The organism is Microbacterium sp. SSM24, from assembly GCF_025989145.1.
Lineage (GTDB): Bacteria > Actinomycetota > Actinomycetes > Actinomycetales > Microbacteriaceae > Microbacterium.
On record NZ_JAPDNQ010000001.1, the window covers coordinates 2,363,770 to 2,377,013 of the forward strand.

A 13,244-nucleotide genomic window follows, 5' to 3' on the forward strand; every position below is an offset into this window, starting at 1 on the left:
CGGGACCGAGACCGACGAGCGCGAACGGAAAGTATCAGCGCGTCGCGGCATCCCTCTCCGCAGTATCATCGTGCCAACATCCGGCGCCACCGACGCTTCCGGAGAGGTGTTCATGACCGACGCGACGACACCGCCACCACCGCTGATCCTCGATATCAGGGTCCACGGCGTGAGCAACAGCCCTCCGGCAGAGATGCTCGAGTCCGAACCCGACGCCATCGAGCGCGTCGACGGTGATCCCCTCGGCTCCTTCTGGGCGAGGAAGGACAAAGCGGCGAAAGACGGCGTCACCTCGACGCATGCCTTCTCGTGGGGTGCTCAGACCCGCACCGGGGGAGGGGCGCTCGCCGCGATCGGAAGAGCGTTCGTGCATGTCGGCTGGTTTCTGCTGCTGCCCTACGCCCTGGTGAACCTCGCCTATTGGACGCGCGAGATCAGGTATCAGCGCGATGGCAGCACGCGCGCCTGGCACGGCGACACCGGTTCGGGGACGGTCCGTGTCTTCGGACTCGTGCTCACGCTCATCGCGGTAGCCGCGTTCTGCTCCGTCGCGATCGACCTCGTCGCTGTGCAGTGCTTCCGCGGGAGTGCGACCGAAGCGAACCAGGTGTGCGCGGCGCTGCCGGCGGTGTTCGACGGTCTGCGCGGCCTCGACGTTGACAGTCGGGCGGCGCTGCTCGGGCTCGTGCCGGTGGTCGTCATCCTCGTCCTGTACTTCATCGCACGCAGCGGTCGCGTGCGGTTCGAGGCGCGGGTCGAGACCTTCGGCAAGCAGATCGGAGGCCAGGGCGAGAAGGGCCGGCCGCTTCTGGCGACGCGCGGATTCTGGGCCGCGGCCCGCAGCCGCGACACCACCGAGTGGCTGCACGTCGCCGGATCGCTGCTGCTGGTGCTCTTCCTGCTCGCGTTCGACGCCTCGTTCCCGAAGGCCGACTGCATCGGCGCCCCGCTGACCAAGGACCTCTCCGATTGCCTCGGTGATCCCGATTGGCGACCGCTGGTTTTCGTCGGCATCGCCGCCGTCGGTCTCGTGTTCGTCGTGATCGGCGTGATCATCTCGTCGAGCACGCCACTGCGAGAGGCCGAGATTCCGACCGATCCGAGCAAGAAGGTCAAAGAGGCGGCATCCCCCGACAAGCGCAATCGCCGCAAGCGCGCGTATGCATTCGTCTGCCTCGTCTACGGCGCGGTCGGCTACATCGTCTGGGTGGCGCTGACCTTCACCCCGCTCACCGACACGTCGAAGGTGACGACCCAGTTCATCGGCCTGATCACCGCTCCGCTCGTGCTCATGTCGGCGGCGCTGTTCCTCGCGCTCTACGCGGTGAGCTGGCGCGTCCGGTCGACCTGGCGCCGTCGCACCAGCGCGACGGTGCTCACTCTCGGCGCCGTGGCGCTGATGCTGAGCCAGGTCCTCTCCGACTCGACCCAGCAGTGGATGCTGACCGGAGCAGCCGTCGTGCTCGTGCTGATCCACCTGCTCCTCTCGCGAACTTCCCAGGCGAACCCCGGTGAAGCGAAGGGCGAGTCGGATGCCGGAGAGCTGCGTTTTCGCGCATGGCGCGGCCAGGGCGCAGCCGTCGTGATGCTGCTCTCGCTCTTCGTGTCGATGGCGCTTTCGAGCTTGCTCGTGCTCGGGGTGGCCTCGTGGCTGGGGACGCCGGAGCCCGGCAAGACCGACCGCATCTGGCGCACTCCCGGAGACCCGCTCCCGGTGACGGACTGGGACGTGCCCGACGCCTATGAGCGCTTCGCGGTGCTGCTCATGGTGGTCGTGGTGGCGATCCTGATCCTGCTCATCGTCGCCGCGATCGTCGTGGTGCCCAAACTGGTGCGATTCACCCTGCCGACGTTGGCGTGGAAGGGCAAGGCGCCGAAGGACGAAGGCGACGCCGAGTCTCGGGGCGGTGTGGAAGCACCGCCGGTCAGGTATCCGGACAAGCTCGTGGACCCGGAGGAGCGGGTGCGGATCCGCGCGACCGCGCGTCGGTCGTCGCATCTCCTTCACCGCGGTGAGCCGCTCTTCGCCTGGATCGCCGTGCTCGCCGCTGTCGGTTTCTTCAGCCTCTCGTCGTCGATCGTGTTCGACGCGGCAAAGGGTGTGCTCGAGGGCTGGGCGCCGGGCCTTCCCGCAGGGCTACGCGCTGCGGCGACGGCGATCCTCGTCGCTCTCGCGCTCGCCGCGGTTGCGGCCGTCGTCGCGAACTCGGCGACGAACGGCGACCGCCCGCTCGGCGTCTTCTGGGACGTGGTCGCGTTCTTCCCGCGCGCGGGGCATCCGTTCGCGCCGCCGTGCTTCGCCGAGCGAGCCGTTCCCGAGCTCGCGGAGCACACCCGGCAGTTCCTGCGGACGTCGGCGGGGGACCCCCTGAAGCCGCGGTCGGCCGTGATCCTGACGGCACACTCGATGGGGTCGACGATCTCGGCCGCGACGATTCTCGCGCTGCGCGGTGAGCGGTTCGTGGAGGAGCCTCCTGCAGGCCCGCAGCTGACCGATCGCATCGCGCTGCTGTCGTACGGCAGCCAGTTGCGGGGCTACTTCAGCCGCTTCTTCCCGTCGGTGTTCGGCTACCAGGTGCTGGGAGTGCCGGGCCTTCTTGCGCCGTCATTGTGGAATCCCGATCCGTGGAAGAAGCAGGTGGTCGCCGAGTTCCCGGCCCCGTCGCAACCGGGCGACGAGACGACGAGGGCGGCGGCGAAGGCAGAAGCGGCCGCGAAGGCGACGGCTCGTCAGGAGGTCAAGACTCACGCGTTCAGGAAGGATTCACTGGCGTGGATGCTCGGAGCGAGCGAGACGACCCTGCCGCGCTGGCGCAACCTGTGGCGCCGCACCGACTTCCTCGGCTTTCCGGTCTTCAGCTACGACAGCGACGAGAATCCGGTGGACCGCGGAGCCACCGAGACGGCCCCCGGCTATCAATGGACGGTCGCCAAGCACTCCGCATATCTCGGCACCGAGCAGATCGAGCTCGCCCGGGTCGAACTGGTGGGGGAGTTGTCGAAGGGTCCGGTGGTCTAGGGGTCGCGCCTGCCCAGCCTCACCGCTCCCGCCGCGACCCGTGAAGCCGCGTCTCGCCCCCGGCATCCGCCGCCCGCGCGAACCTCGCGGCCAACCGCTCGAACGCGCCCTTCAGCTCGTCGCCGTCGATGACTTCGACGTCGGCGTCGAGCTGCGCGAGCAGCAGCGCCAGCTGGTCGGGGTCGTCCGATCCGAGCTCGAGGCGGCACGTGGAATCGTCGATCGCCTCGACGTCGACGGGGATGCGGATCGCCGCGGCGACGGTGGCGGCCGGCGCATGGACGACGACGCGCGCCCGGTACGTCCAGCTCGCCTGGACGATGCGTCGGACCACGTGCTCGACCAGGGCGTCTTCCGCGATCACCCGGGGACGGAACCGCACGCCGGTGGGCGGATGCTGCACCATGCGGTCGACGCGGAACACCCGCCAGTCATCGCGGTCGAGGTCCCACGCGAACAGGTACCAGACGGGTCCCCAGCTCACGAGTCGCTGCGGTTCGGTGTGGCGTGCCGACGCGCTGCCGTCGTGCGTCGTGTACCCGAATCGGAGGCGTTCGTGGCCCCGGATCGCCGAGGCGACCGCGCTCAGCACGGCGACGTCGGGTTGCGGGCCGGCGCCCGGGACCACGCTCGTCGCCTCGCGGACCGCGGCGACCCGTCGACGCAGGCGGGAGGGCATCACCTGCTCGATCTTCGCGAGCGCGGTCAGCGACGTCTCCTCGATGCCGAGTCGCCACGTCGCCACCGCGCCCAGCCCGATCGCGACGGCGACGGCTTCGTCGTCGTCGAGCAGCAGCGGCGGCATCGCGGCGCCCGCGGCGAGCCGGTAGCCGCCGGCGACGCCGGGGCGAGCATCCACCGGATACCCGAGCGCGCGCAGCTTGCCGATGTCGGTGCGCACCGTCCGCGTGCTGACGCCGAGCCGGTCGGCGAGTTCGGGACTCGTCCAATCGCGCTTGAGCTGCAGCAGTGACAGCAGCTCCAGCAGGCGGGCGGACGTTTCGAGCATGATCCGATCATTCCGCATATTGCGGAAGCTAACCTGCCGCATTCGTTGGAATCGTCGGGGGCATGAACAACGACACCGGGCTCACGCCCTTCCGCATCGACATCCCGCAGGCCGACCTCGACGACCTGCGCGAACGACTCGCTCGCACCCGCTGGCCGATCCCCGCACCCGACCGTGACGACCGCGATGACTTCCGCCGCGGCATCCCGCTGCCCTTTCTGGCCGAGCTCGCCGACTACTGGCGCGACGGATTCGACTGGCGCGAGCAAGAGGCGAAGCTCAACGAGCACGAGCAGTTCACGACCGTCGTGGATGGGCAGACGTTCCACGTCGTGCACGTGCGATCGGCGAATGCGGCGGCCACGCCGCTGCTGCTGTGCCACGGCTGGCCGGGATCGTTCGTCGAGTACGAGCGAATCATCCCACTGCTGACCGACCGGTTCCACGTGGTCATCCCGTCGCCCCCGGGCTTCGGTTTCTCCACTCCGCTGTCGGCGAGCGGCTGGGAGCTGGGACGGACGACGGATGCCTACGCCGACGTCATGACGCGGCTCGGCTACGAGCGCTTCGCCGTGCACGGCACCGACATCGGCTCGGGCATCGCCGGCCGCCTCGCGGGTGTCTTCCCGCAGCGCGTCATCGGCACGCACCTCGGAGTCGATCGCATGGTCCTGGGGGTGGTCGGCGACAAGTTCCCCATGCCGGACGGCCTGACTGACGAAGAGGCCGGCCAGCTCGCGGCGCTGCAGGCTTCGCTCGCGGCCGAGAGCGGATATCTGGGCATGCACCAGCACCGCCCCGACACGATCGGCCCCGCGCTGACCGATTCGCCGGTCGCCCTGCTCGCGTGGATCGGCGAGAAGTTCAAGACCCGCCGCGACGACGGTCACCACGTGCCGACCGTCGATCGCGATCAGCTGCTGACGACCGTCGCGCTGTACTGGTTCACGCGCAGCGGCGCGTCGAGCCCGCAGTTCTACTACGGGGCCGAGCACACCGAACTCGCGTTCGCCTTCGCTCCCGAGGTGCCCTCCGCCTGGATCGCGTTCGACACGCACCCGATCATCCGCCGCGCGCTGGATCCGTGGGGAGCGGTGACGCGCTGGACCGACCATGCTTCGGGCGGGCATTTCCCCGCGATGGAGGAGCCGGAGCTGCTCGCGGGGGATATCCGCGACTTCTTCGACGGGCTGGAGTGAGGTGCGGCGCGCCGCGGCGAAGGAGAGCGGATGCCGCGGCGCGCCCGATTCCGTCTACTTCGCGGCCCCCTTGGTGATGTTGCGGACCTGCAGGCCTCCAGCGGGTCGAGGTTCGACGGTGAAGGCTTCGGTCGCGCGCACCAGATCGGACAGCTTCGCGTAGCCCCAGTTGCGCGGATCGAAGTCGGGCTGCTGCTTGCGCATGAGACCGCCGACCGCCGACAGGTTCGCCCAGCCGTCCTCTCCTGAAGCCGTCGCGGTGCACGCACGGAGCCCCGAGAGCAGCTTGGTGTTGGACCGGAGCTCTGCGCGCGTGGCGCGGGCCGGCGCCGGAACCTTGGCCGCCCCCTCGACAGCGGGCTCATCCAGCACGTCCAGGTAGGTGAACTGGTCGCACGCGTTGCGGAACGCCTCGGGAGTCTTCCGTTCTCCGAACCCGTAGACGGTTACGCCGTCCTCCCTGATCCGCGAAGCCAGGCGAGTGAAGTCGCTGTCGGACGACACGATGCAGAACCCTTGGAACCGGCGCGTGTACAGCAGGTCCATCGCGTCGATGATCAGCGCGCTGTCGGTGGCGTTCTTTCCCACCGTGTTCGCGAACTGCTGGATCGGCTGTATGACGTGCTCGCTCGCCGACGCCTTCCAGCTGCTCAGGCGCTGCTGAGTCCAGTCGCCGTAGACGCGCTTCACAGATGCCGTGCCGAACCGCGCGACCTCGGTGAGGACGGCGCCGACGCTGGACGGCGGAACGTTGTCGGCATCGATCAGGACTGCGAGGAGGTCGTTGGGCTGCGCCATGCCCTCAGCATGGCACTTGCGGTGGCGTGGTCTCTCGTTACTCCTGTTTAGATGATGCAAGCAGGAACAATGGGATCGATACTCCTACTCAGATCCAGCCGCGCTCCTCGGCCATCAGCACCGCCTGCTGACGCGTCTGGACCGCGAGCTTGGCGAGGATGGCGGAGACGTGGTTCCGCACCGTCCCTGGTGCGAGGGAGAGCGTTCGTGCGATCTGCCCGGTCGTCTCACCGCGCCGTCCCGCACGCAGGACGTCGAGCTCTCGATCGGTCAGGGGGCACCGCTCGTCACTCAGCGCGTCGGCGGCGATCTCGGGATCGACGTAGCGGCCGCCCGCGGCAACGCGGCGGATGATCGCGGCGACCTCGTCCGCGTCTCGCGACTTCGGCAGGAACCCGGCCACCCCTGCAGAGAGCGCACGCCGCAGCACCCCGGGTCGGGCATGGCGGGTCACGATGATGCATCGCGTCGAGATCATGCGCGTGAGTCTCTTCGCCACCTCGACGCCGTCGAGTCCAGGCATCTCGAGGTCGAGCAGGCAGATGTCGGGCCGCAGGCGGATCGCGGCTTCGACCGCTTCCTCGCCGTCGGCGCACTCTGCCACGACGTCGATGTCTTCCTCGAGTCGAAGCAGCGCCGCGAGCGCGGATCGGATCATCCCCTCGTCGTCGGCCAGCAGCACGCGGATCATCAGGCGACGCCTCGCGCCGGAATGGTCACGACGACCGCGAACTCGTCTCCGTCCTGCCCCACATCGAGCGTGCCGCCGGCTTCGGCGGCGCGGCGCTCGATGCCGGCGAGCCCGGCCCCGTCGTCGGAGCGCACGGCATTCGGAGCGACGTCGTTCGTGATCTCGTAGCGCCACGTACTGTCGGGTGTCCGGGTCAGGGTGAGGTGCGCCCGGCGTCCGCCGCCGTGACGCAGAACGTTCGTGGTCGTCTCGCGGATGACCGGTCCGAGAACGTCTGCGGGCGCAGCATCCGCATCTGGTCCGATCGACGCGTCGGCCGAGATTCCCGCCGCGCGCAGCAGGTCTCGCGCGTTGGCCAGCTCGTCGCCGAGAGAGACGGAGCGGAACCGCGTCGCCAGGTCGCGGGTGCCCTGGCGCGCCTCGTCGACGCTCGTCCGCGCGAGCCGCAGCTGCTCGACCGCGGCTTCGGGGTCGCCACGGGAGAGGAGCTTCTCGGTGAGTTCGAGCTGCAGGGCGATCACCTGGAGGTGGTGTCCTTGCAGGTCGTGGACGTCCGTCGCTACGCGCAGCCGCTCCTGAGTGGCTCCGAGGCGTGCCTCCGAGATCCGGGCGCGGTCGAGCATGATCAGCACATCCCACCACCACAGCGAAAGCACGGTGAGGAACGGGACGAATACCGAGTACAGCCCGAGGGTCCAGATGCCCGCCATGTCGGCGGCATCCCCCGTCGCCGTGAACGGGACACCCATGTCGATCAACCACAGGCAGAAGAGCAGGATCGTGCTCGCCGCGACGAACCGCAGACGCACCCCCCGCTGCCAGGAGAGCAGGACGAGCGACTGCACGATCGGCACCGCGCCCACCAGCCAGCTGCCCGAGACCAGGCCCGCGGCGATCCCGTAGACCACGGCGACGAGCACCGGCACGATGACGCGACGACGAAGGGTGGCGGTCGACTCGTCGCGGTGCCGGTAATCGAAGAGAAGGGGAAGGGTGGATGCCGTCCAGACGAGGCCGCCGATCCCGACGATCAGCACCTCGCCGAGGGGCTTGCCCCAGCCGACGAGCATGAGCGACCAGAAGAGCACGAGCGACAGATTGAAGCCCATCACACCCGACAGCGTGTACCACCACGTGACGGTGACGCCGCGCGACATCCGCAGTGCACTGGGGGCGACGGATGCCGCGCCCGAAGTCGACGCGGATGCCTGATCAGTCACGCGTCCACCCTAGGCGCGTGACAAAAGTCACGCCTCGGCCGTGCGAAGCGCCCGTGGATCGGTGACGCATCGGCACTGTCACCGGAGGCCCCGCGTGGATGGACTGGGCTTGTTGCCTATGGGAGCGCCTTCGCCTCCCACGAAAGGACTGTCATGAATCTCGTCGAGAGTTTCCAGAATCTCGTTGCTCAGGTCCCTGAGCTCATCCAGCCGCTGATCATCGCGCTCGCCGGTGCCGTCCCGTTCATCGAGGGGGAGGGCGCCGCGGCGATCGGAATCATCGGCGGACTCAACCCCGTCGTCGCCGCGATGGCGGGGATCGTGGGCAACTTCCTCTGCGTCGCACTGCTCGTGCTGCTCAGCTCTGGCGCCCGCGGTGCCATCGTCAACCGGTCGCGGGCGCGCCGGGTCGGAGTGGGCGCCGGATCGCCCGCTGTGGCGGATGCTGCGGCCGGGGGTTCGAGCCTGGAGGACGGTTCGCCTCGCAAGGCGAAGTTCCAGAAGGCGTTCGAGCGCTACGGCGTGCCCGGTGTGAGCCTGCTCGGCCCGCTGCTGCTTCCGACACAGTTCACCGCGGTGATGCTCGCCGGTGCCGGTGTGTCGAAGGGGCGGATCTTGGTCTGGCAGGGCATCGCCATTGTGCTGTGGACGACGGCGGTCACCCTCGTGATCACGGGTGTGATCTCGGCGGTCGGATGACGGGTGAGCTGGCCGACGCGACCGTGGCGGCCAACCCCGCCGGCGCCGCTTGTCCTCCGAAGAGGGGACATGAATCACCGTCACAGATCGCGGGAAGAGTCGTCCTGTAAAGAGAGTGCGCGCCGTGTGGTGCGCACGTGTCTCTGAGAGGAACGGCATGCGGAAGCAGACCCTGATTGCGTCGGTGTCCACCGTCGCGTTGGCAGGAGCGCTCGTGGTGGGACTGTTCGCCGGAGCGGTGAGCATCGTCGGATTTCCCGCCCGTGCCGTCGTTGGCGCACTCGGCATCGGGCTTGGCGTGGTTGGCAGCTTCTTCCTCTGGAAGGTCGATCAGCAGCGTTGGAGTTCGAAGAGAGTCTGCTTCTAGATGTACTCGCAGGTCGTCGTTGCACTGGGAATCGTCATCGCGACGATGACGATTGGACTCGTCGGTAGCGTGCTGCGGCGCAGAGCAGCGGTGACCGGAGCGGACCTGCCCACGATGCCCCGCTCGCTCATCGTCACGCTGCTCGGAGTTGGTGTGATCGTGCTGCTGATCACGGTCGTGGGGCTACTCGTCGTCGTGGCAACCTAGGCAGTCTGCAACTCGCGTCGTGTGAACAAGACGGAGGGGTGGCTATCGCAGCGAAGGAGAAAGTCATGAACTCATCGCCGAATTCGCTTGCCCTGACGATGAAGGATGCCGCGAAGCTTGTCGGCGTCGACTACCGCACGATCAAGCTCGGGATTGATAGCGGGACCATCCCCACGGTCCAGCTCGGCCCGCGTCGGATGATCCCGCGCGTGCCGCTGCTGCGCGCCTTCGGTGTCGACGCGTGACGGACGCAACGGCGCGGGGTTGACAGCGGGTTCCGGCGCCTCGAGCACGAGCGGGATACCTACCGAAGCCGCAAACAATCACGATCCGGGATCCGTCGTCACGCAGATGCCCGCCGCGGGTCATCCTCATCGTCATCGCCGTCAGGTGACGCTTCGCGCGCTCGGAAGGTTCCGGTGGGATGTGGGGGCTTCCGCTCCAGCGGCACGGGCTCCGGCGTCGGTTCTTCGACGACGTCAGGCGAGATCTCCATCGCGGTCTCTCCTCCGCCCTCCAGTTGCCCGCGTCCTGCAAGCAACGCAAGCATGTCCTCATCATCGACGATCCGCGCCGCGCGCAGCGTAGCGAGGTGCTCTGCGAGCTCACGGGCAGCCCGCTGCGCCTCTGCGACGCGCCACTCCGCTTCTTCACGGCTGAGTTCGATCGTCGCGCCGCCCACTTCGACATCCGCAAACGGGTCTCGCTCCGACAACTCCTCGACCTCCGCCTCGAGCAGCTCAACCGGCTCAGGCACGATCGCAGCTGTCTTCTTGCTGCGTAGCTCCTCCCATTTGCGATTGATCGCAGGAGCGACTCGCTCCCGCCAGAGCATTGCCGTCCCGGGGATGACCACCTCGCGAAGCAGCACATCGACCGTGACGGCCACGACCTGTGTTCCCAGTTCTTGGGCGAACGCGCGGCCGGCCGATGGAGTGCGCGGCGGATCCGACATCAGCCTGGAGACCGCGTCTGCGTCGAGGTAGTTCAAGTCACGCACTTGCGCTGACAACGTGCCGTCCGCGCGTCGCGTTCCGCCAGCAGCGAGCGTGTCACCGGTATCGCGTACGCGCCCGACGACATAACGCAGATTCTCTTCCTCTGCCATGACATTCCGTCTCTCTCGAGTCAGTCCTGATGCTTCGAAGACTCCCACTTGGCCCTCACAATTTGAACGTGAAGGCGTACCAAAGCGGATGGGTGAGCGGAGAGAAGATCAAGGATCACTTCTGCCCCGTCGGATCGAGGTTCACCGGCAATGGCACGAGTTACATGTGTCGCGAGCCTCACACCCGGCTCCTCCAGAAGGCGTCGGAGAACCGTCTGCGTTGACTCGGCACCTACCCCCTTCGCTACCCATCTCGAAAGCGCGCCGGCCACCGCCGCCCGAACGTCCGTTTCATCGTGCGCCGCGAGTGCCGCAAAGAGTGGGAGGGTCGACGGGTCTTCACGCGCCGCGAACACTCGAACCGCGGTACGGATCTCGTCATCTGATCCCGCAAGCAACTCGAGCAGGCGCTCGTCTCCCACATCGTCGGGGAACAACACAGCTAGAAGTTCCGTCGCAGTTCCCCTTATGTCGGTACCGCGCATGAAGCCGCCAAACATGCCGTCGGACGGCGGCGTAACCGACAGCCGGTAAAGCGAGGCCCGGATCTCGTCACGGACGTCGCCTGGTAAGGAGTCCGCCTGGAGGATCATCAGTTCTAGCCCGGGCAAGACGTCGGCGGGGTTCGATTGCTCCTCACTCAGGGCCTCAATACACGGAGCCCAATCTGCGAGCGCCGGGTGCCAAATGTTGAGGAGAATGAGGCGCCTGAAGGCGCTCGGCCCGCCGAATCCGAACATCCCACTCTTGGAGGCCGCGCTCTCCGCGCGGGTCGCCGCCGCAGATGCAGAGATCATGCCCTGCGCAGCGTCCTGCGGAAGCTCGCGCACATCACCCCACGCAGACAGCGCTTGGACTTCTCCCTGGCGAATCCGAGAAAGTAGCGTCTGCCGATACTCAGGGTCGCGCCGCGCGACGACGAGTTCAGCTGCTTCGGTGAGCTCAAAGTTTTCACCCTCAGCGCGTGAGGCGAGCAAACCCACATCTTCTGATGACCAGTCTTCAGTACTCACGTTTGCAAGCACTCGAGCGATCTGGTGAGCTACAGATTGGTCCGAGACCGTCGGGACGCTCACGACGGTGCGTCGGACGGCCTCCTGCAGCTTCTTGGAGCAGGCAACGTAGAGTCGAGCGATCGTGGTCCAGAGGAGCTCCCGGTACAAGAACCTCAGTCCCAGTGCGGCGGCTCGAGAGGCGGGGTTAGCAACCTCGGCGAGAAGCCAGGTCATGATTCGATCCGCCTCATCCGTGGACAAGATGTTGCTCGCTAGGCCCACGAACTCCAGATCGGTCTGCAACGAACCTCGAGTGCTGAGGTCGAGATCCACATCTTCTAGAGCAAGCTCGATGGCTTCTACGGGTCCGTGGTCGAGCAAGTATTCAACTGCGAGCTTCACCGGCTTAGTGGCTCCAGCGACCCGCAACAGGCTCAGCGCAGCAGCGACTTGGTTCGCATCCTCGTGGCGCATAAGCATGTACTGCGAAAGCAGCGAGGCTTCGTATGCCCAGTTCGCGGTGTCGGCGCCGAACCCAGAAATGAGCGTGGTCGAACGTAACCTCGCCCACGTCTCGTCGTAAGCGCTGAATGTGATCGACTCATCGTTGGACCAGTCCTTGAAGGAGGTCTCAAGGTACTTCGCGAGGCCCGTGGTCATCGTTTGGGAACGCCACCACGAAGCGGCGTTATCGCGCGCCTGGATCATCGCGGCGAGGTCTCCTGCTTGCCACCCATTGAGCGAGAAGATCATGTCCGACGCCACGCCAGTTAGAAAACGTGCCGTGGGATCCGACGGCGCGATCTGACCGACAGGTACGACATTTAGTGCAAGCGTTCGCGCCTCGCTGATCCGACCAAGCTGGACGATGTTTCTCGCCAGATGGAGCGTGAGCCAAGCATGATCCACCGGGTTGTAATCGTCATGCTCGCTGAGTGCAGCCTCGACAACTGCCGCAGCCCTTCGAGCATCTCCACTCTCAAACAGTGCCGCGGCGAGCATCGCTGTATGAGCCGCTCGTACCTCTGCTGGGAGATCGGGGATCGATGCCGTTAGCGGTTCGATTTCTCCCTTCACTGACCAGGTGCGTAGCGCACCGTAAAGCTTCCACACCGGATCCTCGGCCTCAAGGCTCGCTGACTCAGCGAGGAGTGGTTGTTTCTCGAGAAGGTGGTCCTCAATCTCCCAGATCCGGTACGCGGTCAGCAGAGCTATTCCCTGATCAGCTGAAACGTCATCCACTGACGAGTTGCCGTGTGGAGCGATGAGTCTCGGAACAATCATCGCGTAGCGCAACCTGGCGACCTCGGGAATCTGCTCGCCGGGAAGCCAGGCGCTGCCTTCCCACGTCTGTCCAATCGAGCTACTAGTGGCAACCGCGATCAGATCGTCGAAATGCTCTGCATCCACCGTCTGGGACTTCGGCACGAAAATCTTCCGCTGCTTGCCCGTAGACACCGTTGCCTCGGAAGTGATGTGCACCCAGTACGAGACTTTCGCCTCCTTGTCGTAGAAGACCTGGATGTGAGGGACGCGGTGGCCAAGCCAGTAGTCGAAGTGCTCGGCGGAGTCAGAGAACCACCAACCCTCCTGACCGTCGTGCGTGGCTGGTGCATCGAACTCGAGCGCCCAGTTCTTGACCTGGGCACCGACGAGCGCGCCGAGATCGAATCGACGAGCATCGCGCGCCATAAGCCATAGGTCAGTACCTAGATCGTGCTCGAGGTTCGGAGCTACGCCCCACCCCAGCTCCTCAAACTGGCCCTTTACAAAACTCTGACCAGATGTGCCTTTGGCGTTGTTCTCCGGTGACCGCATCGCTGACATCAGTACACGTCCTTTGAGCCGGTGAGTGAATCCGCAGGACTGAAGGCGCTCCATCAGCTTCATGCGTGTGGACCAGTATGGCTGGTCGCCCGGACAGGTGATCCT

At 66.5% G+C, this 13,244-nt stretch carries 12 protein-coding genes; 6 read left to right on the forward strand and 6 right to left on the reverse strand.

The window, feature by feature from the left end; genetic code table 11:
- Nucleotides 1-169: 169 nt before the first annotated feature.
- Nucleotides 170-3,019: a hypothetical protein gene (locus tag OL358_RS10910; RefSeq protein ID WP_264709995.1), complete on the forward strand. Its 2,850-nt coding sequence runs from the start codon at nucleotides 170-172 to the stop codon at nucleotides 3,017-3,019.
- Nucleotides 3,020-3,038: 19 nt separating this feature from the next.
- On the opposite strand, the gene OL358_RS10915 is transcribed toward OL358_RS10910, so the two are convergent.
- Nucleotides 3,039-4,028 carry a helix-turn-helix transcriptional regulator gene (locus OL358_RS10915; RefSeq protein WP_264709996.1) on the reverse strand — a complete coding sequence of 330 codons (990 nt, stop codon included), beginning with the start codon at nucleotides 4,026-4,028 and terminating at the stop codon, nucleotides 3,039-3,041.
- Nucleotides 4,029-4,090: 62 nt separating this feature from the next.
- On the opposite strand from OL358_RS10915, the gene OL358_RS10920 reads away from it, so the two are divergent.
- Nucleotides 4,091-5,227, forward strand: a complete 1,137-nt coding sequence (locus tag OL358_RS10920; RefSeq protein ID WP_264709997.1) for an epoxide hydrolase family protein — start codon at nucleotides 4,091-4,093, stop codon at nucleotides 5,225-5,227.
- A gap of 54 nt (nucleotides 5,228-5,281) precedes the next feature.
- Here OL358_RS10920 and OL358_RS10925 read toward each other — a convergent pair whose 3' ends face one another.
- The 3 genes from OL358_RS10925 to OL358_RS10935 form a co-directional block, all read right to left on the reverse strand.
- On the reverse strand, nucleotides 5,282-6,025 hold the full coding sequence (locus OL358_RS10925; protein ID WP_264709998.1) for an NYN domain-containing protein: 744 nt from the start codon (nucleotides 6,023-6,025) through the stop codon (nucleotides 5,282-5,284).
- Between the two features lie 88 nt (nucleotides 6,026-6,113).
- Complete coding sequence (locus tag OL358_RS10930) at nucleotides 6,114-6,716, reverse strand: response regulator transcription factor (protein ID WP_264709999.1); 603 nt, start codon at nucleotides 6,714-6,716, stop codon at nucleotides 6,114-6,116.
- On the reverse strand, nucleotides 6,716-7,936 hold the full coding sequence (locus tag OL358_RS10935) for a sensor histidine kinase (RefSeq protein ID WP_264710000.1): 1,221 nt from the start codon (nucleotides 7,934-7,936) through the stop codon (nucleotides 6,716-6,718). The genes OL358_RS10930 and OL358_RS10935 overlap by 1 nt, the downstream gene beginning before the upstream one ends.
- A gap of 153 nt (nucleotides 7,937-8,089) precedes the next feature.
- Between OL358_RS10935 and OL358_RS10940 the strand changes: the two genes are divergently transcribed.
- The 4 genes from OL358_RS10940 (at nucleotide 8,090) to OL358_RS10955 (ending at nucleotide 9,454) form a co-directional block, all read left to right on the forward strand.
- Nucleotides 8,090-8,635, forward strand: a complete 546-nt coding sequence (locus OL358_RS10940) for a small multidrug efflux protein (protein WP_264710001.1) — start codon at nucleotides 8,090-8,092, stop codon at nucleotides 8,633-8,635.
- Nucleotides 8,636-8,792: 157 nt separating this feature from the next.
- Nucleotides 8,793-9,002 (forward strand): hypothetical protein, encoded by a 210-nt coding sequence (locus tag OL358_RS10945; protein ID WP_264710002.1) that lies wholly within the window; start codon nucleotides 8,793-8,795, stop codon nucleotides 9,000-9,002.
- Nucleotides 9,003-9,209, forward strand: coding sequence for a hypothetical protein (locus tag OL358_RS10950; protein WP_264710003.1), 207 nt, complete (start codon nucleotides 9,003-9,005; stop codon nucleotides 9,207-9,209). It abuts the gene before it with no gap.
- Nucleotides 9,210-9,274: 65 nt separating this feature from the next.
- Complete coding sequence (locus OL358_RS10955; RefSeq protein WP_264710004.1) at nucleotides 9,275-9,454, forward strand: helix-turn-helix domain-containing protein; 180 nt, start codon at nucleotides 9,275-9,277, stop codon at nucleotides 9,452-9,454.
- 98 nt (nucleotides 9,455-9,552) lie between these two features.
- Here OL358_RS10955 and OL358_RS10960 read toward each other — a convergent pair whose 3' ends face one another.
- Nucleotides 9,553-10,317 (reverse strand): hypothetical protein, encoded by a 765-nt coding sequence (locus tag OL358_RS10960; protein ID WP_264710005.1) that lies wholly within the window; start codon nucleotides 10,315-10,317, stop codon nucleotides 9,553-9,555.
- 20 nt (nucleotides 10,318-10,337) lie between these two features.
- The gene (locus OL358_RS10965) at nucleotides 10,338-13,202 is read right to left on the reverse strand and encodes a DUF4365 domain-containing protein (RefSeq protein WP_264710006.1); all 2,865 of its coding nucleotides are present in this window, start codon (nucleotides 13,200-13,202) and stop codon (nucleotides 10,338-10,340) included.
- Nucleotides 13,203-13,244 lie beyond the last annotated feature (42 nt).

Coding starts and splice junctions, on each gene's coding strand:
- OL358_RS10915 (WP_264709996.1), bottom strand. CDS start 4,028: ATGCTCGAAACGTCCGCCCGCCTGCTGGAGCTGCTGTCACTGCTGCAG.
- OL358_RS10920 (WP_264709997.1), top strand. CDS start 4,091: ATGAACAACGACACCGGGCTCACGCCCTTCCGCATCGACATCCCGCAG.
- OL358_RS10925 (WP_264709998.1), bottom strand. CDS start 6,025: ATGGCGCAGCCCAACGACCTCCTCGCAGTCCTGATCGATGCCGACAAC.
- OL358_RS10930 (WP_264709999.1), bottom strand. CDS start 6,716: ATGATCCGCGTGCTGCTGGCCGACGACGAGGGGATGATCCGATCCGCG.
- OL358_RS10940 (WP_264710001.1), top strand. CDS start 8,090: ATGAATCTCGTCGAGAGTTTCCAGAATCTCGTTGCTCAGGTCCCTGAG.
- OL358_RS10945 (WP_264710002.1), top strand. CDS start 8,793: ATGCGGAAGCAGACCCTGATTGCGTCGGTGTCCACCGTCGCGTTGGCA.
- OL358_RS10950 (WP_264710003.1), top strand. CDS start 9,003: ATGTACTCGCAGGTCGTCGTTGCACTGGGAATCGTCATCGCGACGATG.
- OL358_RS10955 (WP_264710004.1), top strand. CDS start 9,275: ATGAACTCATCGCCGAATTCGCTTGCCCTGACGATGAAGGATGCCGCG.
- OL358_RS10960 (WP_264710005.1), bottom strand. CDS start 10,317: ATGGCAGAGGAAGAGAATCTGCGTTATGTCGTCGGGCGCGTACGCGAT.
- OL358_RS10965 (WP_264710006.1), bottom strand. CDS start 13,202: ATGAAGCTGATGGAGCGCCTTCAGTCCTGCGGATTCACTCACCGGCTC.